This is a genomic window from Cellulophaga sp. RHA_52 (assembly GCF_007827205.1).
GTDB lineage: Bacteria > Bacteroidota > Bacteroidia > Flavobacteriales > Flavobacteriaceae > Cellulophaga > Cellulophaga lytica.
Map to the genome: position 1 here is coordinate 1,447,658 of NZ_VIRZ01000001.1, position 22,867 is coordinate 1,470,524.

The 22,867-nt window shown below is 32.0% G+C and carries 19 protein-coding genes; 5 read left to right on the forward strand and 14 right to left on the reverse strand.

The window, feature by feature from the left end; all coding sequences use genetic code 11:
• The first annotated feature begins 235 nt into the window (after nucleotides 1–235).
• Nucleotides 236–2,281, forward strand: a complete 2,046-nt coding sequence (locus JM80_RS06470; RefSeq protein WP_144709525.1) for a peptide MFS transporter — start codon at nucleotides 236–238, stop codon at nucleotides 2,279–2,281.
• 82 nt (nucleotides 2,282–2,363) lie between these two features.
• Here the strand turns inward: JM80_RS06470 and JM80_RS06475 are convergent, their stop codons facing one another.
• From JM80_RS06475 to JM80_RS06485, 3 genes are read right to left on the reverse strand one after another with little or no spacing between them, the layout of a single operon-like run.
• Entirely contained in the window at nucleotides 2,364–3,092 is a 729-nt protein-coding gene (locus tag JM80_RS06475; protein ID WP_013620372.1) for an MIP/aquaporin family protein, read from the reverse strand.
• Between the two features lie 4 nt (nucleotides 3,093–3,096).
• On the reverse strand, nucleotides 3,097–4,593 hold the full coding sequence (gene glpK / locus JM80_RS06480; RefSeq protein WP_144709526.1) for a glycerol kinase GlpK: 1,497 nt from the start codon (nucleotides 4,591–4,593) through the stop codon (nucleotides 3,097–3,099).
• Between the two features lie 37 nt (nucleotides 4,594–4,630).
• Complete coding sequence (locus tag JM80_RS06485) at nucleotides 4,631–6,211, reverse strand: glycerol-3-phosphate dehydrogenase/oxidase (RefSeq protein WP_144709527.1); 1,581 nt, start codon at nucleotides 6,209–6,211, stop codon at nucleotides 4,631–4,633.
• A 108-nt stretch (nucleotides 6,212–6,319) separates the two neighbouring features.
• Here JM80_RS06485 and JM80_RS06490 point away from each other — a divergent pair, with 108 nt between their 5' ends.
• On the forward strand, nucleotides 6,320–7,075 hold the full coding sequence (locus tag JM80_RS06490) for a DeoR/GlpR family DNA-binding transcription regulator (protein WP_034646232.1): 756 nt from the start codon (nucleotides 6,320–6,322) through the stop codon (nucleotides 7,073–7,075).
• Here JM80_RS06490 and JM80_RS06495 read toward each other — a convergent pair.
• Genes JM80_RS06495 through surE form a run of 5 tightly spaced genes read right to left on the reverse strand, consistent with a single transcriptional unit; the run spans nucleotide 7,072 to nucleotide 11,888 of the window.
• Nucleotides 7,072–9,075: a ComEC/Rec2 family competence protein gene (locus tag JM80_RS06495; protein WP_144709528.1), complete on the reverse strand. Its 2,004-nt coding sequence runs from the start codon at nucleotides 9,073–9,075 to the stop codon at nucleotides 7,072–7,074. The genes JM80_RS06490 and JM80_RS06495 overlap by 4 nt on opposite strands.
• Before the next feature lie 3 nt (nucleotides 9,076–9,078).
• Nucleotides 9,079–9,636 carry a C40 family peptidase gene (locus tag JM80_RS06500; RefSeq protein WP_144709529.1) on the reverse strand — a complete coding sequence of 186 codons (558 nt, stop codon included), beginning with the start codon at nucleotides 9,634–9,636 and terminating at the stop codon, nucleotides 9,079–9,081.
• Between the two features lie 54 nt (nucleotides 9,637–9,690).
• Nucleotides 9,691–10,815: a lipid-A-disaccharide synthase gene (gene lpxB / locus JM80_RS06505; RefSeq protein WP_144709530.1), complete on the reverse strand. Its 1,125-nt coding sequence runs from the start codon at nucleotides 10,813–10,815 to the stop codon at nucleotides 9,691–9,693.
• Nucleotides 10,816–10,831: 16 nt separating this feature from the next.
• Nucleotides 10,832–11,116: a hypothetical protein gene (locus JM80_RS06510; protein ID WP_013620365.1), complete on the reverse strand. Its 285-nt coding sequence runs from the start codon at nucleotides 11,114–11,116 to the stop codon at nucleotides 10,832–10,834.
• The gene (surE, locus tag JM80_RS06515; RefSeq protein WP_013620364.1) at nucleotides 11,106–11,888 is read right to left on the reverse strand and encodes a 5'/3'-nucleotidase SurE; all 783 of its coding nucleotides are present in this window, start codon (nucleotides 11,886–11,888) and stop codon (nucleotides 11,106–11,108) included. The genes JM80_RS06510 and surE overlap by 11 nt, the downstream gene beginning before the upstream one ends.
• A gap of 216 nt (nucleotides 11,889–12,104) precedes the next feature.
• Here surE and JM80_RS06520 point away from each other — a divergent pair, with 216 nt between their 5' ends.
• The 3 genes from JM80_RS06520 to JM80_RS06530 all read left to right on the forward strand — a co-directional run bounded on the left by JM80_RS06520 (nucleotide 12,105) and on the right by JM80_RS06530 (nucleotide 15,608).
• Nucleotides 12,105–14,231: a carboxy terminal-processing peptidase gene (locus JM80_RS06520; protein WP_013620363.1), complete on the forward strand. Its 2,127-nt coding sequence runs from the start codon at nucleotides 12,105–12,107 to the stop codon at nucleotides 14,229–14,231.
• A gap of 116 nt (nucleotides 14,232–14,347) precedes the next feature.
• On the forward strand, nucleotides 14,348–14,704 hold the full coding sequence (locus JM80_RS06525) for a lipocalin family protein (protein WP_013620362.1): 357 nt from the start codon (nucleotides 14,348–14,350) through the stop codon (nucleotides 14,702–14,704).
• A 97-nt stretch (nucleotides 14,705–14,801) separates the two neighbouring features.
• Nucleotides 14,802–15,608 carry a DNA/RNA non-specific endonuclease gene (locus JM80_RS06530; RefSeq protein WP_144709531.1) on the forward strand — a complete coding sequence of 269 codons (807 nt, stop codon included), beginning with the start codon at nucleotides 14,802–14,804 and terminating at the stop codon, nucleotides 15,606–15,608.
• Here the strand turns inward: JM80_RS06530 and rodA are convergent.
• From rodA to purH, 6 genes are all read right to left on the reverse strand, one after another.
• Entirely contained in the window at nucleotides 15,605–16,888 is a 1,284-nt protein-coding gene (gene rodA / locus JM80_RS06535; protein WP_013620360.1) for a rod shape-determining protein RodA, read from the reverse strand. The two genes, JM80_RS06530 and rodA, sit on opposite strands and share 4 nt — an antisense overlap.
• 36 nt (nucleotides 16,889–16,924) lie before the next feature.
• Nucleotides 16,925–18,805, reverse strand: a complete 1,881-nt coding sequence (locus JM80_RS06540; RefSeq protein ID WP_013620359.1) for a penicillin-binding protein 2 — start codon at nucleotides 18,803–18,805, stop codon at nucleotides 16,925–16,927.
• Nucleotides 18,802–19,311, reverse strand: coding sequence for a rod shape-determining protein MreD (gene mreD, locus JM80_RS06545; protein ID WP_013620358.1), 510 nt, complete (start codon nucleotides 19,309–19,311; stop codon nucleotides 18,802–18,804). The genes JM80_RS06540 and mreD overlap by 4 nt, the downstream gene beginning before the upstream one ends.
• Nucleotides 19,311–20,123, reverse strand: a complete 813-nt coding sequence (gene mreC / locus JM80_RS06550; RefSeq protein WP_013620357.1) for a rod shape-determining protein MreC — start codon at nucleotides 20,121–20,123, stop codon at nucleotides 19,311–19,313. The genes mreD and mreC overlap by 1 nt, the downstream gene beginning before the upstream one ends.
• Nucleotides 20,124–20,188: 65 nt before the next feature.
• On the reverse strand, nucleotides 20,189–21,217 hold the full coding sequence (locus JM80_RS06555) for a rod shape-determining protein (protein ID WP_013620356.1): 1,029 nt from the start codon (nucleotides 21,215–21,217) through the stop codon (nucleotides 20,189–20,191).
• Between the two features lie 56 nt (nucleotides 21,218–21,273).
• Nucleotides 21,274–22,806 (reverse strand): bifunctional phosphoribosylaminoimidazolecarboxamide formyltransferase/IMP cyclohydrolase, encoded by a 1,533-nt coding sequence (purH, locus tag JM80_RS06560; protein WP_144709532.1) that lies wholly within the window; start codon nucleotides 22,804–22,806, stop codon nucleotides 21,274–21,276.
• Nucleotides 22,807–22,867 lie beyond the last annotated feature (61 nt).

Here is a 22,867-nt window from a genome sequence, read left to right on the forward strand (position 1 = left end):
CATAATGTGGCAACTTTTTTTGACTGATATATCTGTGAGTTTTGCCTTTATAATTGCAATATTTAAGATAAAAAGTTTACTATTTATTAAAATAATTAGTAAACTTGGTCTTTCTTAAAAGCATTTTGTGAATTTAATAATTTAGGGCAAAGTATTCATATTTCTTAATTGATGAAAATATGCTTTAAATCTGTTATTTTTGATGAAATCAAATTTATAAACTAACTAATTATATATGGAATTTAAATACGGAGGATCTGAGACTAATCAGAAAACAGTATTAGGACACCCATCTGGGCTTTTTGTGCTGTTTTTTACTGAAATGTGGGAGCGTTTTAGTTACTATGGAATGCGTGCATTGTTGGTGCTTTTTTTAACATCATCTTTACTAAATGAAGGTTGGGGCTGGGAAAGAGCAGATGCTACAATTTTATATGGTTGGTATATAGGTCTAGTGTATTTAACACCAATTATTGGTGGTTACATTGCAGATAAATTTTTAGGATTTAGAAATGCCGTAATTTTAGGAGCGTTTATTATGACGCTTGGTCACGCATCTATGGCATTAGAAGGTACTACACACTGGTTTTTTTATGCAGGTTTAACATTATTAATTATTGGTAACGGTTTGTTTAAGCCAAATATTTCTTCAATTGTTGGTCAATTATATAAAACACAAGGTGAAGAAAAAGACGCAGGTTATACCATTTTTTATATGGGTATTAATGCGGGTTCTTTTTTAGGTATTCTTTTATGTGGGTATTTAGGTGAAAAAATAGGCTGGCATTATGGTTTTGGTTTAGCAGGTGTTTTTATGTTTATAGGAATGGTACAATTCTATTTAGCGCAAAAAATATTTGGAAAAATAGGATTAAAACCAAATACAAATAAAAGTATAGAGAAAACTATTGAGGATGATGCAGAGAAATTAGAAGATAACGTAGAAGAACTTGTAGAAGGAGTTTCTAAATCTAGAGTAATATCAGATAGAATGATTGTTATTGGTATTTTTGCTTTGTTTACAACATTCTTTTGGTGGGCTTTTGAGCAAGCAGGTGGTTCTATGACTATTTTTGCTGGCGATTATACACAAAGAGTTTTAGAAGGCTCTTCTGCTACTGCTTTTAAAATAATAAATAGTGTTATAGTAATTATTCCTTTAGGTATTATTACATATGTACTAAGCTTGTTATTTAAAAAGACATTTTCTAAATATTCTACAGCTAATATTGTACTAGCATCTAGTTTTGTTATTGTTTGGGCTTTGGTTATTTGGATGTTGCAGAACGATTATAAAACTACTTCTTATGCGGTAGCTTATTCTGATGTGAATAACGTAGAAAAGGTAAAAGAAATTAGAACTAGTGACCCTTTAACAGTAGGCGATGTTATAAATGTAAAAGTGAATAACAAATATGAGTTTTACAACCCTGCAGACAGCTTAAACCTTGCAAATACAGTTAAAGATGGTAACTTGCTTAATGAAGATAAAAATGCTATTGGTTACTTTTTTAACGCTAAAATAACAGATTTAAAAGAAGAGTCTGCAAAAGGGCTATTTTGGAAAGATAATACATATGCTTCTTTAGCTTTTGAAAATCAAAAAAATGAAGTTTTAAAGCAAAAATTAGCATTGTCTAGAGATACTACTTTTACAGCTGGATCTGTAGTACAATTAAAGCTTACACAAAATTTAGGTTATGTTGCTGAAGCGTCTGAGGATACAGTAACAGCTAAAGTAACAGAGGTGAAAAGCTCACAAGTAGAGGTTTCTGCTTCTTGGTTTTCTGTGCTTAACTCTTTATTTATTATAGTGTTTGCCTCTTTGTTTTCTAAAATATGGCAGTCTAAATACAACCCTTCTGGACCTGTTAAGTTTGCTTTAGGTTTAATTTTAGTTGGTGTAGGTTTTGCAGCATTGGCTTATGGCTCTTCTGGTATTCCTGAAGGAGCTAAAACGGCATCTGTAAGTATGGTTTGGCTGGTATTGGCGTATTTATTCCATACATTAGGAGAGCTATGTGTGTCTCCTGTAGGTTTATCTTATGTTAGTAAATTGGCGCCAGTTAAATTTGTAGGTATTATGTTCGGTATTTGGTTTATAGCTAATTTCTTGGCAGGTGTAATTGGTGGTTGGACAGCTAGTTATATAGATCCAATTTCTGAGAAATACGGTTTATCAACCTTCTTTTTAATATTCACATTAATTCCTGCAGGAGCCGGAGTAATTATGCTATTATTAAATGGTAAAATAAAGAAAATGATGCACGGTATAAAATAAAAAGTATACTTGGTAATACATATGAAAAATCCCTTTTTACAATCTGTAAAAAGGGATTTTTAGTTTAAATAACCTTATTTAGTTAGCTTAAAGCAAGCATTAGAAAAGCCGCTAGTGAAGCACCTAAAATAGGGCCTACCACAGGTATCCAAGCATAGCTCCAATCACTTTTAGCTTTATTTTTAATAGGAAGTAAAGCGTGTATAATTCTAGGTCCCAAATCTCTAGCAGGGTTAATAGCATAACCTGTAGTACCGCCTAAAGAGAGCCCAATTGCCCAGACTAAAAATGCTACGGGTATAGCGCCAACCGAGCCTAGTCCAATTATAGTATTAGGTTCTGTTAGTGTAGCATCTGTAAAATAGAAAATAGTAAGTAACAGCACAAAAGTGCCTATGGCCTCACTAAATAAGTTGCTAAATGTATTTTTAATGGCAGGAGCAGTGCAAAAAACAGCCTTTTTAGCATCTTTATCTTCTGTTTCATTAAAATGATGTTTGTATGTAAGCCAAACAAAAGTAGCGCCAACCATAGTACCAATAAATTGCGCAAGTACATACATAGGTACTTTATACCATTCAAATTTGTTTGCAATAGCCAAACCAATACTAACAGCAGGGTTTAGATGAGCACCACTATAAGGCCCAGCTATAACCACACCTACATAAACAGCAAGTGCCCAGCCAGTGGTAATCACAATCCAGCCACTGTTATTACCGTTAGTTTTATTTAATACAACATTTGCAACTACGCCACCACCAAGTAAAATTAGAATGGCACTACCAATAATTTCTGCAATAAAAGGAGTCATTTTTTTAGTTTAAGGTTGTCCAATATTCAAGTGCTTTAATGGCCTTGTACCAACCTTTAATGCCTTCTAAAATTTCTTCATTTTCTATAACTGGTTCAAAACGTTTATCTGTTTGCCAAATTTCTTCAATTTCTTTTGGACTATCCCAGTAGCCTACAGCTAGGCCTGCTAAAAAAGCAGCTCCCATAGCAGTGGTCTCTACCACTTTAGGTCTTATAGTAGTAGTTTGTAAAACATTTGCCTGAAACTGCATTAGTAAATTATTTACAGTAGCTCCACCATCTACTCGTAACTCTTTAATTAAAATGCCAGAATCTGCCTCCATAGCTTTTAAAATATCCATTGTTTGGTATGCAATAGACTCTAAAGCTGCTCTTGCAATATGTGCATCTGTGCTGCCTCTTGTTAATCCAAAAATAGTACCTTGTGCTTGTTGGTTCCAATGAGGAGCCCCCAAACCAGCAAAAGAAGGAACAAAGTAAACCCCTTCTGAGCTTGTAATGCTGTTAGCTAACGTTTCTGCCTCTGAAGATGTTCTAATAATTTTTAAAGAATCTCTAAGCCATTGTACAACAGCTCCTCCTATAAAAATACTGCCTTCTAATGCATAATGAGTTTCTCCGTTAATTTTCCAACCTATAGTGGTGAGTAAGTTATTTTTAGATAATGTTGGTTTTTTACCAATATTCATAAGCATAAAACAACCTGTGCCGTATGTGTTTTTTACCATTCCGGGCTTGGTACACATTTGTCCAAATAATGCAGCTTGCTGATCTCCTGCAATACCAGAAATAGGAATTTTAGAATCATAAAAAACAGATTGTGTATGACCGTAGATCTCGCTAGATTCTTTTACCTCTGGTAACATACTTTTAGGAATGGTAAGTAGCTCTAACAGCTCATCATCCCATTCTAAAGTATTAATGTTAAATAGTAACGTTCTAGACGCATTACTAACATCTGTAACGTGTTTGTTTCCTTTTGTAAAGTTCCAAATAAGCCAAGAGTCTATAGTGCCCATTAATAGATCACCAGCCTCTGCACGTTCTCTAGCGCCTTCTACGTTATCTAAAATCCATTTTATTTTAGTTCCAGAAAAGTAAGAGTCTATTACAAGGCCTGTTTTTTGTTTAATAAGATCTGTGTGTCCTGCTTTTTTTAATTCATCACAATATGCAGCAGTTCTTTTGTCTTGCCAAACAATAGCGTTATAAACAGGTTTACCTGTTTTTTTATCCCAAACAACTACAGTTTCTCTTTGGTTTGTAATGCCAATTGCAGCAATATTTTTTACATCTAGTCCTTTTTTTGTAATAGCTTCTGTAGCAACACCAGCTTGTGTAGACCAAATTTCGTCAGGGTCATGTTCTACCCAGCCTGGTTTGGGAAAGTACTGTGTAAACTCTTTTTGAGCAACAGATATAATGTTTCCCATTTTATTAAATACAATAGCTCTAGAGCTTGTTGTGCCTTGGTCTAATGCTAATATATATTTCTCCATGTTTTGTGTGTAAGGTTGTTTGGTTTTAAGTGAAATCTTAATGTTTTAAAACATAAACTTCAGCAACTTTTGTAAAGTTTTCAATTTGATTTTGTTTCCAGGCATTATCTTTATTTAGTTCCTTAGCTATAATATCTGCAACTAATGGTGCTATTTCTATTGCGGCTTTGGCGTCTAAAAATAATACTCGTACACGCCTAGCTAAAATATCTTCAATGGTTCTTGCCATTTCATTTTTTACTGCCCAAACTACTTCGGCTTTTACAAACTCTAAATTAGGATGCAATTTTTCACCTAAACTTGAGTCATGTTGTACCATTTCTAAAATACTGGCTTCATCAGACCCATAAAAGGATAAATGATTAATTATATCATTGTTGGCAACCGCGCCATGCAATTGAAGATCTTCTGTAACACATTCCTTTTTGGCAAGCTGTCCTACTTCTATAGCTTTGTTTATGGTGTCTTGTGCCATTCTTCTATAGGTTGTCCATTTACCGCCAGTAATTGTAATTAATTTAGAGTTAGAAACTAAAACTTTATGACTTCTAGATATTTCTTTTGTTTTTTCAGATTTATCTTTTGGTGCAGCTAAAGGACGTAATCCAGAGTACATACTTAATACGTCTTTACGACTAACATTTTTGTTTAAATACTCGTTGGCATTTGCTAGTATAAAATCTATTTCTTCTTCTAAAGGTTTAGGCTCTAAACTATGGCTGTCTATAAGGGTGTCTGTTGTTCCTAAAATTACTCTGTTGTGCCAAGGCACTAAAAATAATACCCTACCATCTGTAGTTTTTGGTATCATTATGGCTTCATTACCTGGTAAAAATGACCTGTCTACAACTAAGTGAATACCTTGACTTGGACGTACAAGGTTTTTGGAAGCAGCATCGTCCATTTTTAATATTTCATCAGTAAAAACACCTGTAGCATTTATTATTGTTTTAGCAAAAACAGTATACTCTGTATTTGTTTCTGTATCTAAAACTACCACACCATTGGTATTGCCATTAGTGTCTTTTGTAAGCTTTATAACTTTAAAATAATTTAAAAGTGTTGCGCCTTTTTCAATAGCTGTTTGTGCTATATTAACAGCAAGTCTAGAATCGTCAAACTGACCATCATGGTATAAAACACCACCTTTTAGTCCGTCTGTCTTTATTGTTTTTAATTTCTGAATAGTTTTTTTTCTAGAAAGTGAAAACGATTTTCCAAAACTTAGTCTACCAGATAAAATATCATACACTTTTAAGCCAATGGTGTAAAACGGAGTTCCCCACCATTTGTAATTTGGAATTATAAATGAGAGGTTGCTAACCAAATGTGGTGCATTTTTAGCTAATAATCCTCTTTCATGCAAAGCTTCTCTTACCAAATCTACATTGCCCTGAGCCAAATAACGTACCCCACCGTGTACTAGTTTTGTACTACGGCTACTAGTTCCTTTTGCATAATCTATTTGTTCAAACAATACTGTTTTGTACCCTCTAGTAGCACTATCTAGTGCAGCTCCCAAACCAGAAGCACCACCGCCAATAATTAATACATCCCAGTTTTTTTCCTGTTGTAATTGTGCTATTAATGCTTCTCTGTTAAATATGTTTTTTGTCACTTTCTTTTGATTTTGATCAAAACTAATAAATTTTTAAAACAAAACGAAAGTAAACGAAACTAAATTATGTTATTTTTTTTTCATTTTTTAACTATATTTGATCATTCTATGAAAAGACATCAGATTATATTAGATATTCTTGCAAGAGAAAAACATGTGGAAGTTGTAGATTTATGTGAGCAACTTAATGTTTCTGCGGTAACAATTAGGAAAGATTTACGCCTGCTTGAAGAAAAGGGGTTGCTTTTTAGAACTCACGGCGGAGCATCATTAGAAAATCCGTATATAAATGAAAGAGCAGTTGGCGAAAAAGAAAAAATTTCTGTTGAAGAAAAAAAAGGAATAGCGCAAACCGCATCTACATTAATAGACGAAAATGATTCTATAATGATTGCATCTGGTACTACAGTGCAAGCATTGGCTAAGTTTATAGAACCTAAAAAGAAACTAACCGTAATTACTTCATCTTTACATGTTGTTTTGCATTTAATACATAATAAAGACATACAAATTTTGCAACTTGGAGGGTATGTTAGGCATAGTTCTGCTTCTGTTATTGGTAATTATGCAGTACAAATATTAGATAACATTTCATGTAGTAAGTTTTTTTTGGGAGTAGATGGTATAGATTTAGAGTATGGTTTATCTACCTCTAGCTTAGAAGAAGCTCAGCTTAATAAAAAAATGTTGGGTGCCGCGCAAAAAATAATTGTTTTAGCAGATTCATCTAAGTTTGGTAAAAAAAGCTTTGCTAAAATTTGTAATCTAGATCAAATTGATGAAATTATTACGGATAGCGGAATAGCTCCTAATATGGTAAAAAATCTGGAAAATAAAGGTATAAAAGTTAGTGTTTGTAATTAATGAAAGGTATAATAGCCATTTTCTCCTGTATAGTAAAAAGGAATTTTTCTTTTTAAGCAAGTAGCTTTCCAAAGGGCAACTGTGGTTTTGTAATTGCTACCGTCGGCAATTATTTGTTTTGGATGTATGTCTGTAATTAAACGATCTAAATTTAGCTTAGCAGACTGTGTGAGTAGTACAATGCTGTTTTTATTTTTAGGGTAAACTACTAAACTATCTACAATAATTAGTAGCTTGTTTTTATAACTGTAGTTATTTTTTAGTTTTTGGTTAGATATTGAATTTACACGTTCTGCAATTGCAATATTTTGTATGGATTGCTGATTTATGTGGCTATTATTAGTGTAAACTTTTAATTCTTTTCCTGTTTGGTGGGTTAGTACCGTATGTTTACTTTGGTGTAATATGTGTAATTCTTCTTTTTGTAATGCTTTGTAATTATAGTAAATTATGCATGACTGAAAAACTAGAACACTAGCCAGTAACCAAGCTGTTCTTTTAAAGGTTTTTTTGGTCATATATAAAAGCAATATTAGCAGAATAAGGTAGCTAAGTATTATTTGTACCTTGTTAAATGAAATGGCTTTAATTAAAAAAACTTCCTGTGTAGCAACCCATTTTACAACACTGTTCATACTAAAAATGATACCGTTGTAAAGTGTAACTAAAAAATTTGGTAAAGCATTAAAAAGCGCTAAAATTACAACCACAATACCTACACTTAAAATAACTCCTAAAAACGGAATAATAGCTAAGTTGGTAATAAAAAACAAACTAGGAAACTGATGAAAATAATATAGGCTAATAGGTAAAACTCCAAGTTGCGCAGCTAAACTAACAGTTAATAATTGCCATATTTTATTAGTAAGGTAATATTTAGGTTCCCATAATTTTTTAAAAATAGGATTAAATAGTACAATAGAAAATACAGCGGCATAGCTCATTTGTAAGCCTACGGAAAATAATAAGTTAGGCTTGCATAAGAGTATAAAAAATAACGATAATGCTAAAATGTTAAAAGAACTCGTTGGCCTGTTTAAAAACATAGCATAGGCAACAAATGTAAACATAGTTACTGCTCTTATTAATGAGCTAGATAAGCCTGCAATGAAAGCAAAACTCCAAAGAAATAAGACTATAATAATAAGTTTAATTGTTTTGCCTTTTGGTAAATACTCTAAAGGAGAAAGTAAAAATTGTAAGACCAATAAAAGTATTCCAATATGTAAACCAGAAAGTGCTAAAATGTGTATAGCGCCAGCATTTTTGTATGCGTCTAAGGTTTTTGTTTGTACGGTATTACGTTCCCCCAGTAATAATGCTTTTATAATGCTTAATTCTTCTGGGTTAAAACCCGCACCATTAAGTTTGTTAATAATATTATTTCTAATAATTGCAGCTGTACCAATTAGGGTTTTATTGTTTAATAAAAGTAGTTTGTAATTGTCTTTAGCTTCTATTTTATGGTAAATGCCTAAATCTTTTAAGTATAAAGCATAGTTAAATTGATGCGGGTTTAAAGGGGAGTTAACAGGAGAAAGCTTTGTGTATACAACAAGTTCATCATCAACATTAAAAATTGTTTTAGCACTATTTATTGGTGTCTCTAATAAAAATTTTCCTGTAGCATTTTGGTTGTCCAGAGTAACAAGGGTTGCTACATACTTATGGTTGTAAGTGTTAGATTTTAAAACCTCGTGTATTTTTAAATGCCATAAATGTGTATTGGTGATAGTTTTATTACTGTAGTGTAATGTGTTATTTTTTGGTGTGGCAAAATTTGCAGTAGTTACCCCCAACAATATGCTTGCAAAAGCAGCTACAATGCCAAAAACTAATGCTCTTTTTTTAGATATTTTTAATAGTATACCAAGAATTATTAGTGATGTAATAAGTGCGTATAAACAATAAAAAGGAGAAAAATTAAAAGCAGTTTGTATCAGTATTCCAGTAATTAAACATAGTGTAAGTTTTACTGAAATAAACTGAAACGGTTTCATAAATTACAGTACTCTAGTAGCTTTTACAAAAGCATAATTCCAATAGCCTTCTCTTAAAGAAGAAACAATTACACCTCTAGAGGTGCTAGCGTGTACAAACTTAATTTCGTTATTATCTGTTGCAACTACCAAACCAACATGGTTTATACGTTTTCTTTTTTTTGAGGTTCTAAAAAAAAGTAAATCTCCTTTTTCTACATCTTTAACTCGTATTTCTTTGCCTTCATTAGCCATATTGTAAGACACTCTAGGAAGAGTGATGTTATGTTCAGAAAAAGCAACATAGAGTAGTCCAGAGCAATCCATTCCTCTTTTTGTGGTTCCACCAAACTTATACGGCGTGCCAGAAAAAGCCAAGGCAGAATTTATAATTTTGTCTGCTTTACGCTCAACAGCAATTTCTTTTGCTTTTCTTTTGGCTTTAGAAGAGGTTCCTTTTTTTATGATTACTTTAGATGGTGCTACGCTTACTTTGCGATCTTTGCTGTAGGTGGTTTTCTTTTTAGAGACACAGCTGCCAAGAGAAAGAATTATTAGAAAAAAAGTTACTTTACGGATCATTCCAAGAAAAATTTAGGACACTTGGTTACCAAATTTAGTAAATTTTATTGGTTTTTATGTTTTAGCTTTTGTATTAGAAACAATTAATTCTGCCGCTTTTTTACTAGCACCTACTCCTCCTAGTTTTTTTTCAAGTTGGTAATATTCCTCAAAAACTTTTGTTCTGGTGTCTTTAGATAATATTTTATTCAGTTCTAAAGTAAGGTTGTTTGTATTTAAATCGTCTTGTATTAATTCTTTAATTACTTCTTTGTCCATTATTAAGTTCACTAATGAAATGTATTTAAGAGTAATTATTTTTTTTGCAATGTAGTAAGACAGCCAATGAGCTTTATAGCAAACCACTTGTGGTACTTTAAACAATGCAGTTTCTAATGTTGCTGTACCACTTGTAACCAAAGCAGCAGTAGACAACGCTAATAAACTATATGTTTGGTTGGCTACAAAGCCTACTTGAGGATTTTTTAAATAGGGCTTGTAAAAGTCTAAATCTAAACTTGGTGCACCAGCTATAACAAATTGGTAGTTTGTAAAGGATTTTGTTACAGATAACATTACGTTTAGCATTTTTTGAACCTCTTGCTTTCTACTACCAGGTAATAAAGCAATAATTTGTTTTTTAGGATCTAAATTATTGTTGGTTCTAAAATTTGCCTCATTAGGAAGTGGTTGCTTGTTAATGGCATCTAACAAGGGATGGCCAACAAAATGTACTGGATAATTGTGTTTTTTTTCGTAAAAATCTTTTTCAAACGGAAGAATAACGTGCATAGCATCTATATCTCGTTTAATTTTAGAAATTCTACCTTCTCTTGAGGCCCAAATTTGTGGAGATATATAATAGTTGGTACGGTAATTATTTTCTTTAGCCCATTTTGCAATACGCAAATTAAATCCAGAATAGTCTATAAAAACAATAGCATCTGGTTTAAAAGCATCAATATCTTCTTTACAAAATTTTAAGTTTTTAGATATTTTATTAATATTACTTATAACCTCAATAAAGCCCATAAAAGCCATACTCTTGTAATGTTTTACAAGATCTCCACCAGCTTGTTGCATAAGGTCTCCACCCCAACACCTAATATTTGCGTTAGTGTCTGCAACTTTAATAGCTTTTATAAGGTTAGAGCCGTGTAAGTCTCCAGAAGCTTCACCGGCAATAATGTAATATTTCATGTAGTATGTAACTTATTTAAAAAACCTTGTAATATAAAATAACAAGAGCAGTTAATAATGTAGCTATTAATACACCTCTGGCTCTATAATCTCTTTTAATTTTTAAAAAAAGAAAAAAAGCAATTAAATTTAATATAGCTCCAAGTGCTAGTAGACTGCCAATATGGTCACTTTCTACAGCTGCTTTGTATGTTTCTACAATACTTAAATCAGAAAAAAGTAAAATATATGCTAATGTACCAATAGTATTAGCAATTATACCTACAAGAAATCCAATTATAACTTCTTTTTTAGTGTTCATTTAAATTCCAATTGTTTAGTTGTTGTATGGTGTGGTGCGCTGTTAAGTCAAACTGAGTTGGCACTACAGAAATATAATTATTAGCAAGTGCAAATTCATCTGTGTCCTCGCCTTTATCAAGCAATTCAAATTTACCAGTTAACCAATAATAATCTTTTCCCATTGGGTTGGTTCGTTTATCAAATTTTTCTTTCCAGTTGGCACGTGCCTGCCTACAAATTTTAATCCCTTTTATTTTTTCATTTTCAATAACAGGTATGTTTACATTTAAAACAACTCCTTTAGGGATACCGTTTGCAAGTGCTTGTTTTACAATTTTTTGTACAAAAGGTTTGGCTTCTTCAAAATCTGCATCCCATGAAAAGTCACACAAAGAAAAACCAATAGCAGGTATGCCTTCAATTCCGGCTTCAATAGCAGCACTCATTGTACCAGAGTAAATTACATTTATAGAGGAGTTAGACCCGTGATTAATACCACTAACACATAAGTCTGGTTTTCGGTCTAAAAGCTCCTGAAGTCCCATTTTTACGCAATCTGCCGGTGTTCCGCTACAGCTATACTCTTGTTCTGCACCATCAATATCATCTACAGTTACTAAGTTAGCATGTAAAGTGTTGTTAATAGTAATTGCGTGTCCCATACCAGACTGCGGACTATCTGGTGCTACAACAACAACATCACCTATCTCTTTCATAAATTTTACCAAAGATCTTAATCCCGGAGCTGTAATTCCGTCATCATTGGTAACTAATATTAATGGTTTTTGCATCTAACATATAATTTATACCGTAAAAATACGTTTTTATAATGTTTACAAGAATGCTTTTTAAAAATCTATCTTATAATTATCATAAAAAGGTTAAAAAACTACTGCTAACTTATAATGTGGCATAGTTTTTTCAGTATCTTGGTAAAATAATTAAGATTTACATTGTTTAATGTAATTTTAAGAGTCCAAATTCTACTAAAGTTAAAATAATAATAGATGAAAAAGAATTTAATTGTTATGTTATTGGGGATGCTATTTGCAGTGGCGTCTTGCAGTTTCACAAATAAATCTTTAGACACTGTTAATGACGGTGATAAAGATAAATTACTGATAGAGATAATTGCATATATGTTAGAAAAGGGGCATTATGAACCTAAAGATATTAATGACGATTTTTCAGTGTCAGTTTTTGAAGAGTTTATAGATGTCTTAGATCCAACAAAAAGATATTTTTTAGAAAGTGATATAAAAGAATTTGAAAAGTATAAGTTTCAGATAGATGATCAAATAAAAAATACTGACATTAGTTTTTTTGATTTGGTACACAAAAGATTGATGAAGCGTATGGATGAAGCTTCAGACATTTACAAAGATATTTTAAGTAAGCCTTTTAATTTTGATACTGCAGAGAAAATAGATATCAATTATGAAGATCAGACTTTTGTTTCGTCAAAAAAGGAATTAAGAGAAAGGTGGAGAAAACAATTAAAGTATGCTACAATTAGCACTTTTGATGATAAACTTACAGATAAAGAAAAGCCATTATCTAAAACTGAAGCAGAAAAAGCTGCTAGAGAGTTAACAAAATCTACGTTAGATGACTTTTTTGATTTTGTGAATAATGAGTACGACCGTGAAGATTGGTTTGGACAATACATTAACACAATTGTAGAAGGGTTTGACCCACATACATACTACTTTGCGCCAGAAGACAAAGATAAGTTTGATGTGAGTATGTCTGGTAAATTTGAAGGAATTGGAGCTAGATTACAGAAAAAGAAAGACCAAATAAAAATTGTAGAAGTAATTTCTGGAGGTCCTATTTGGAGAGATCAAACTATTGAAGTTGGTGATGAAATTATAAAAGTTGGTCAAAAACCAGATGAAGAACCTGTAGACGTTACAGGAATGCAATTAAATGACGCAATTAAATTAATGAAAGGTCCTAAGGGAACTAATGTTTATTTAACTGTTAAAAAGGTAGACGGTTCTACACAAGTTGTAAAAATTACTAGAGATTTAGTAGAGATGGAAGAATCTTATGCTAAGTCTGCTACAGTAAAAAAAGAAGATCATACCTACGGAATAATTAACCTACCTAAGTTTTATGTAGATTTTAAAGATTATAGTAACCGTAATGCTGCTTCTGATGTAGCAAAGGAAATTGAAAGATTAAAGCAAGCCGGTATGGAAGGTTTAGTTTTAGACCTTAGAGATAACGGAGGAGGGTCTTTGCGTACCGTTGTAGAAATGGCAGGTTTATTTATTAAAGATGGTCCTGTGGTACAGGTAAAATCTTCAGGCAGTACAGAAGAAAAAGTAGTACATGAAGATAAAGATGAGCGTATACAATGGGATGGTCCTTTAGTGTTATTGGTAAATGAATTGTCTGCTTCTGCTTCAGAAATTTTAGCAGCTGCAATGCAAGATTATAAAAGAGGTGTTGTAATTGGTAGTAAGCAAACTTTTGGTAAAGGAACGGTTCAAAACTTATGGTCTTTATCTGATATTGTCCGTAATAATGAACACGGAGATTTAGGAGCTTTAAAAGTAACTACGCAAAAGTTTTACAGAATTAACGGTGGATCTACTCAGTTAGAAGGTGTTAAGAGTGATGTAGTAGTTCCAGACAAATATAGCTATATAGATTTAGGTGAAAGAGATCAGCAAAATCCATTAGCTTGGGATAAAATTAGTCCTGCAAATTATAAGACTTGGGATGGTTATATAGATTACAAGCAAACTATAGCAAATAGTGCTAAGCGTATGGCAGCAAACTCTCAATTAAAATTAATTGAAGAAAATGCAAAATGGTTAAAAGAGCAGCAAGATGAAAATGTGGTATCTTTAAGCTATAGCGATTATAAAAAAGAAAAGGAAAAGCTTTTAGAAAAATCTAAACACTTTAAAGGTATTTATGATTACAAAACAGGTTTAACTTTTGAGTCGTTAAAGTATGAAAAAGATTTATTTGTAAAAGACACTATTTTAAAAGAAAAAAGAGAAAGATGGCATAAAGATTTAGCTAGAGACGTTTACGTAGAAGAAGCTATTAGTGTGCTTAAAGATTTAAAAATTAATAATATTAAAAATAACAACAAACTAGCCGCAATTAAAGGGTAAGTTTTTGTTACAGTATTTTTTAAGCCTAGTTTTTTAACTAGGCTTTTTTTATGCATTATACTATTGTAAAAATAAACACGTTAAAAAAGTATAATTAACCTAAACCATAATTTATTTTGAAAAAACTATTACTTATTTTATTTGCCGTTGTATTAACAACAAGTTGTTCTAAAAATGAATCTTCTGCCATAGTTGGTACTTGGTCAAGTGATTTTTCTGTTTCTTTTGAGGGGCAAGAAGAACAAAGTTCTAAAGATGAATGGAAATTTGACTCAGATAAAATGGGGACTTTTAAAAAGTTCACAAACGGAGACTTAAAATCTAGCACAACATTTACTTGGTCACAAAGCGGAGAAAAGTATACTGTAGAGTATGTAGAGGGGAGATCTAATGATGTTTTTAAAATTGTAAAAGTAGCAGGTTATACAACCTTAGAAGATTCTAACGGATATACAGCAGCTATTAAAGAGTAGCTATGCTATATAAACAAGAATAGTGAAGCTTTCAGATTTTTTTTCTGGAAGCTTTATTTTTTATTTAAATTGGATGTAAATAATTAGAATTTTAAAAATGACTAAAAAAACAACATACTTAATTTTAATGGTAATTTGTACAGTAGGTTTTTGGCTGTTTAATAATTTTTATACGCCAGATACTTATACAGATGCCAGTGTAGTAAAAGATAATAAGCAAGTTAAATTAGAGAACTATTTGCAACCATCATCTACTACAGGAGTTGTTGTTAAACACAATTATTTTACCTTGTCATATAATGAAAAATATGAGCAAGCAGAGTGGGTTGCTTATCTGTTAAACAAACAACATTTAACTTATGAGGATAGAAAAAGACCTTATTTTATTGAAGACCCAAAAGTTAAAACAAAATCTGCAGATTGGCGTAATTATAAACGCTCTGGTTATGATAGGGGGCATCTTTGTCCTGCCGGTGATCGTAGGTTTGCATTACAAGCGTATAATGAAACATTTTACACAAGTAATATAACCCCTCAAAAAAACGATTTTAATGCTGGTGTATGGAATCGTTTAGAGAAAAAAGTAAGACAATGGGTAAAGACAGATAAAGAGCTGTATGTTGTAACAGGAGGTGTTTTAAAAGGGCATATGGATGAGATAGGAGATGAAGATGTAGCTGTTCCAAATTACTTTTACAAAATTGTAGCTAAAGGAAAAGGAGATAACTTAAATGTAATAGCTTTTTTGTTTCCGCATAAAGAGAGTAAAAAAGAGCTGAGTTCTTTTGTGGTTTCTGTTGATAAGATAGAAAAAGAAACTGGGATAGATTTTTTTGAAGCATTACCAAAACAGACTCAAGATAAGCTAGAGGCTAAAGTAAATGTTACAAATTGGGCTCTTTAGCCCCATTCTTTTAAACGGTTTGCATCTAACTTTAAAAAGATAAAAAGCAACAATGTAAAACCAAGTAAGCCAGAGCCTCCGTAACTCATAAATGGTAACGGAATACCAATTGTGGGTACTAAGCCAATAACCATTCCTATGTTTATTAAATAATGTATAAATAAAATAGATATTACACCGTAGCCATATATTCTACTAAAGGCATTTTTTTGACGCTCTGCTATGTATACCAGTCGTAGTAGTAATACAGAAAATAATAAAACAACAGTGGCGGTTCCTAAAAAGCCCCATTCTTCTCCTACAGTTGTAAAAATGTAATCTGAATGTTGTTCTGGTACAAAGTCACCCTTTGTTCTTGTTCCTTGTAAAAAACCTTTTCCAGTAAAACCACCAGATTCAATTGCTTTTTCAGACTGGTATGTGTTATAACCTATGGTTTTTCTAATGTCTTCTAATTTTTTTGGATCTTTTTCTAGACGCAACCAAAGATTAAATCTGTCTCTATGATGTTGTTTTAAAACCGAATCAAAAACAAACCTTACAGATAAAGAAATGGTTACAGATGCTATAAAGAACAGTATAATTGGTAATGGAGATATTTTTACTCTTTCTTTTTTTGTTAAATAAAATAAAGCAATTAAAATACTAACAGCTATAACTACCCAAATAGTACCAAATTTAAGCGTAGCTACAAAAATAAGAAGCATTACTAAACCAATAGCTAAGTAGTACAATGGCAAACCTTCTCTAAACAAAACAAATGTTAAGGCTAAAAATACAACGCCACTACCAGGATCTGGTTGTAGTACAATTAATATTGCAGGTATTATTAAAATACCAAAAGCATACAACTTATCTTTTTGTTTTTTAAGGTCTGTTTGTATATCACTTAAGTATTTAGCTAAAGCAAGTGTTGTGGCAACCTTTGCTATTTCTGATGGTTGTAAATTAAAAAAACCTAAATTATACCATGATGTTGCTCCGGCAATAGTTTTACCAAACGGAAATAACCCAACTAGTAAAACAATGCTACATGCGTAAATAATGCCAGAAAACCGTTCAAAAAGATTAGCCTCTGTAGCAAAAATAAAAACCACAGTTAATATACTAACTCCAATAAAAAAAGCCTGTTTACCGTAAAAGGTTCCAAAATCTAATATAGATGGGTTACTCTCTGAAAATGTACTAGAATATATGCTTACCCAACCAATAATGGTTAGCGCTAAGTAAATAAAGATACTAAGCCAATCTATTCTTTTTAAAAAAGTGTTTCCAGACATAAAGGAGTTTTTCTTGTTTTTTTGCTTTTTAAAAAGTTACCAAACTCTTTCGTTAATAGGAAAAGGCTCGCCACTATATGGCTTTGCATATTCTTTTTCTAAAGTTTTTTCAAGCATTTTCTTTTCTAAGTCTTTACGAGTAATTTCTCCTTTTAAATATTTTTCAATCATTAACGAAGCTATATGTCCGGCATATCTTCCTCCAAAATAACCGTGCTCTATAAAAATAGCTAAAGCAATTTTTGGGTTTTCTACAGGAGCAAAAGCAACAAAAATAGAGTGGTCTGTAAGTTGTGTTCTAACGCCATTAATTCTGGTAAAGTTTTCTACAGTACCAGTTTTTCCGGCAATGTTAATACCAGGAACTTGTAGCCAATGTGCAGTGCCACCTGGGGTTTTGTACACAGCTTCCATACCTTTAATAACTGGCTCAAAATTTTCTTTATCTATAGTAGTATATTTTCTTTGGGTGTATTTTGGGTCTGTAATTGGTTTGCCTTCTACCTTTTTTAAAATATGTGGGGTATAATAATAGCCTTTGTTAGCAATAGCAGCGGTCATATTAGCTAATTGTATAGGTGTAACAGCAACTTCACCCTGTCCAAATGATATAGAAACAATATAAGACCACGTCCATCTATTATCTCCATAAACCCTGTCGTAATATTCTTTTCCAGGAATTCGTCCTCTGCTTCCAGTAGGTAAATCGGTTCCTAAATATTCTCCAAGTCCAAAACTTTTAACGTGTTTTTGCCACACATCCATAGCTTCATCTGTAGTTTCAAACTTGTCAAAAATTTGTTTAAAAGTCCCAGCAAAATAAGCGTTACATGATTTGTAAATTCCGCTATACATATCTCTTAGACCTCCACCGCAATGGCATCCTCTTTTGGTTCTGTTTTTTCCAACGTAAAAACCATTATAGCAACGTATTTTATCTTCTGGTGTCATAACATCTTCTTGTAAAGCTACAAGTGCGTTAATTACTTTAAAAGGAGAACCTGGAGATTCTTGGGCAAGTAAACTTCTATCCCAAGTTGGTTTGGCAATACTATCATAATACAGTTTGCTGTAATTGGCAGAACGTTTTCTGCCTACCAATAAGGCTGGGTCATAAGTGGGGCCAGAAATTAATGATAATATTTCACCAGAATTAGGATCTAGCGCAACTATACCTCCATGTTTACCAACCATTAATTTTTCTCCGTATTCTTGCAGTTCCTTATCTATGGTTAATTGTATTTCTTTGCCAGGCTCTGGTAAAGTATCTAGTGCGCCGTTTTTATAAGGGCCAATATCTCTGTTAAATCTATCTTTTTGTATATATTTTACGCCCTTTCTTCCTCGTAATATATCTTCATATTGTTTTTCTACTCCGGTTTTTCCTTTTAATTCACCCTGACTGTAATATGGAAACTTTTTTAAGTCGCCAGGTGTTACTTGGCTAATATATCCTAAAGCATTTGCAGCACTTTTGGTATCATAATAACGCTGAGAACGTTTTTGAATATAAAACCCCTCATACTTTCGCATTTTTTCTTGTAGCTTGGCATAATCTTCTTTAGATAATTGTGAAACCATTACGTATGGCAACCTAGGGGAATGTTTGCGTGCATTTTTAAGGTTCTTTATAAATGTACTTTTATCAATGCCAATTAAATTACAAAACTCCAGAGTGTCTAACGGTTTAACCTCTCTTGGTATAACCATAACATCATAAGCAGCTTGGTTAGCCACAAGCAATTTTCCGTTACGGTCATAAATGTAACCGCGTTCAGGAAAATCATACAAAGTTTTTATTGCAGGGTCTTCTAATATTTGATTAGGAGAAAAGCTAAAAATTTGTAAATAGGATAACCTTCCTAAAAAGGATAGTCCTATTAAGATGATGAAAGATGAAAGTAGGAATTTTTTCATTTTTTCTGGGTACTAAACAATGATTTTATTAATAGGCAAAGAAGTAAGGTTGCACTACCAACAATTAAAACTTTCTTTAAAATTAGCAACAAATTACTGAAACTAAAAATTTCTAGCGAAAAGAAAATTAAATGATGAAATAAAATTAATAAAGCTAAAAAAGTAACCTGCTGTAATGTTGTTGTAGAGGTCATTTTAAAGTTTTGAAAATCATAGTTTACGCCAAAACAAAAGCGCATAATGCCAGACCTTAGATATGCAATTGTTAAGCATGCTGCTGTGTGTATTGCCATTGTGTCTGAGAAAAAATCTATTGTTAATCCAAAGAAAAAACTAACAATAAGCAAAATAGATTTATTTTCTTTTACAGGATACCAATAAAAAAATAACACATAAACCATAGGGTTTACAAAACCTAAAAAGTTGATGTTATTAAAAATTAATACTTGTGCAAGAACAAGAAAGAAAAACCTAATAATATGTATTGTAATTTTATTATTTAGCATTATTTAATTTTCTTTTCTAATTCTTTAATCTCTGCAATATCTTTGTTTTTAATAATGTATACATTTTTAATGTTAGCCATATCCTGAAAAAGGCTAATGTTAATGTGGTATACATTTTCAGATTTTTTTAAACTGTAATCTTTTATAACACCAATAGGAATATCTTTTGGGAAAATACTAGAACTTGCACCAGTAACTATAGTATCTCCTATGTTTAATTTAACTAGCCTAGGAATATCTGTTAGCTGTGCAGTGTTAAAATCTTTGGTATCCCATACTAAAGAACCAAAATATTCTTCGTTTTTAAGTTTGGCATTAATTGTAGACTTTGTATTTAGTATACTTTGTACTAGTGAGAAATTGTTAGATGTATGATCTATAATGCCTAAAATACCATTAGACGTTATAACACCCATATCTTCTTTTACGTTTTGATTTTTACCAGCGTTAATAGTAATGTAATTTTTAGATAGTGAATAACTATTTTTAATAACGTTGGCAGTTACTATGTTGTAGGTAGAAGAGGAGTCTGTTTTAATACTATCTGGAGCAACAATGTTTTTATTAAAAAGTAAGTTGCGTAGCCTTTTGTTTTCTTCTACCAGTATATTATTTTCATTTTGTAATGAAAAATAGGTAGATATATTGGTAGATGTTTGGTAAATATTACCAGTAAGCCAACTGGAAGAATTTAAAAATTTAGATTGATGATAAGAGTTTGCTTGTACCGTAAATCCCAACGCAATTAGTAATAAAAAAACATACAATAGCCCGTTTTTGTTTCTTATTAAAAAGTTGATAATTTGTTGCATTCATTTTACATATTTGGCGGTATAAACTTAAGCCTATACTTATGTCATAAAAACATCCTAACTAATTATTTAATTAGGATATTTTTATAACGTTCTAAGTTTTTAAGAGCAATACCTGTTCCTCTAACAACTGCGCGTAGAGGATCTTCTGCTATATATACGGGTAAATCTGTCTTTTGGGATAACCTACGGTCTAATCCTCTTAGCATAGATCCTCCGCCAGCAAGGTAAATACCTGTGTTATAGATGTCTGCAGCTAATTCTGGTGGAGTTTGAGATAAAGTTTCCATCACAGCATCTTCAATTCTTAAGATAGACTTGTCTAAAGCCTTAGCTATTTCTCTATATGAGATAGATACTTGCTTAGGCTTACCTGTTAGTAAATCTCTACCTTGTACAGACATTTCTTCTGGTGGTTCTTGTAAATCTTCTGTAGCAGAACCTATTGTTATTTTTATATTTTCGGCAGTACTTTCACCTACATAAAGGTTGTGTTGTGTACGCATATAGTATATAATATCATTTGTAAATACATCACCTGCAATTTTCACAGACTTATCACAAACAATACCACCTAATGCAATAACAGCAATTTCTGTAGTACCACCACCTATATCTACAATCATATTACCTTTAGGTTGCATAATATCTAAACCAATACCAATAGCTGCTGCCATAGGTTCATGAATTAAATAAACCTCTTTACCGTTTACACGTTCACAAGATTCTTTTACTGCTCGCATTTCTACTTCTGTAATACCTGAAGGAATACAAACAACCATACGCAATGCAGGCGGAAACCATTTCTTTTTTAATGCAGGTATGTTTTTAATAAACATATTTATCATCTTTTCAGATGCATCAAAATCTGCAATTACACCATCTTTAAGAGGTCTAATTGTTTTTATATTTTCATGGGTTTTACCTTGCATCATATTGGCATCTTTACCAACTGCAATTATTTTTCCGCTAATTCTATCTCTTGCAACAATAGAAGGGCTATCTACAACAACTTTGTCTAAATGTATTATTAGCGTATTGGCTGTTCCAAGATCTATAGCTATCTCTTCTGTAAAAAAATCAAAAAATCCCATGTATTATAAATTGGTTTCTGGACTAAAAGTAAGTTTAATCGACGAATGTAACAAAATTAATGTTTAAAATGACGTGTGCCAGTCATTACCATAGAAATTTTGTTTTCGTTGCAATAATCTATGCTTAATTGGTCTTTTATAGATCCGCCAGGTTGTATTACACTTGTAATGCCATTAGTACCTGCTATTTCTACACAGTCTGGGAATGGGAAAAAAGCATCACTAGCCATTACCGCTCCGTTTAAATCAAAATTAAAAGACTTAGCTTTATGTATAGCTTGGTTTAAAGCATCTACTCTAGAGGTTTGTCCTGTTCCGCTAGCACATAATTGTTTTCCTTTAGCAAGTACAATTGTGTTAGATTTTGTGTGTTTGCATAATTTAGAGGCAAATATTAAATCTTCAATTTCTTCTGCTGTAGGTTTTGTGTCTGTAGCATTTTGTAAATCTGCAACAGTATCTGTTTTATGGTCTTTATCTTGTACTAGTACACCATTTAAACAAGTTCTTACCAATGTTTCTGGTAAGGCTACATCATTCTGCACTAAAATAATTCTGTTCTTTTTACCTTTTAATACTTCTAAAGCATCTGCTGCATAGCTAGGAGCTATAACAACCTCACAAAATAATTTGTGTATTTCTTCTGCTGTTGCAAGGTCTATTTCTTTGTTTGCAATTAATACACCACCAAAAGCAGAAACAGGATCGCCAGCTAAGGCATCTACATATGCTTGGTGTAAAGTACTTCTAGAGGCTAAGCCACAAGCATTATTATGTTTTAAAATAGCAAACGTAGGTTCATCATTTTTAAATTCACCCATTAAGTTTACAGCAGCATCTACATCTAGCAAGTTGTTGTAACTTAATTCTTTACCGTGTAATTTGTTAAACATTGCTTCAAAATCTCCAAAGAAGAATCCTTTTTGGTGTGGGTTTTCTCCGTAGCGTAAAACTTTACCATTAGTTTCGCTAATTTTTAAAACAGTTTCTTCTTTTTCTTTATTAAAGTAGTTAAAAATGGCAGTATCGTAATGAGAAGATACATTAAAAGATTTAGCAGCAAAACGCTTACGGTCTTCTAATGTTGTTGTTCCATTACCAGTAGTAATAATATCTAAAACTTCACTGTAATCTTCCATAGAAGAAACACAAAGTACATCTTTAAAATTTTTGGCAGCGGCTCTAATTAAAGAAATACCACCTATATCAATTTTTTCAATAATATCTTGTTCTGGAGCGCCACTTGCAACTGTTTTTTCAAAAGGGTATAAGTCTACAATTACAATATCTAACTGAGGAATATCAAACTCAGCTAACTGTGCTTGGTCGTTCTCGTTTTCTTGTCTGTTTAAAATACCACCAAAAACTTTAGGGTGTAAGGTTTTTACACGTCCTCCTAAAATAGATGGGTAGCTAGTTACATCTTCTACAGGTATAACATCAATTCCTAATTCTTTAATAAATTTTTCTGTGCCTCCAGTAGAGTAAATTGTTATTCCAAGTTCGTTAAACTTTTTTACTAAAGGTTCTAAACCGTCTTTGTGAAAAACAGAAATTAATGCTGATGTAGCTTTTTTTGTGGTACTCATTTTATGTGCTTATTGTTAAAAGATTGAATAAGGACACAAAAGTAATTTTTTTGCGATTAAG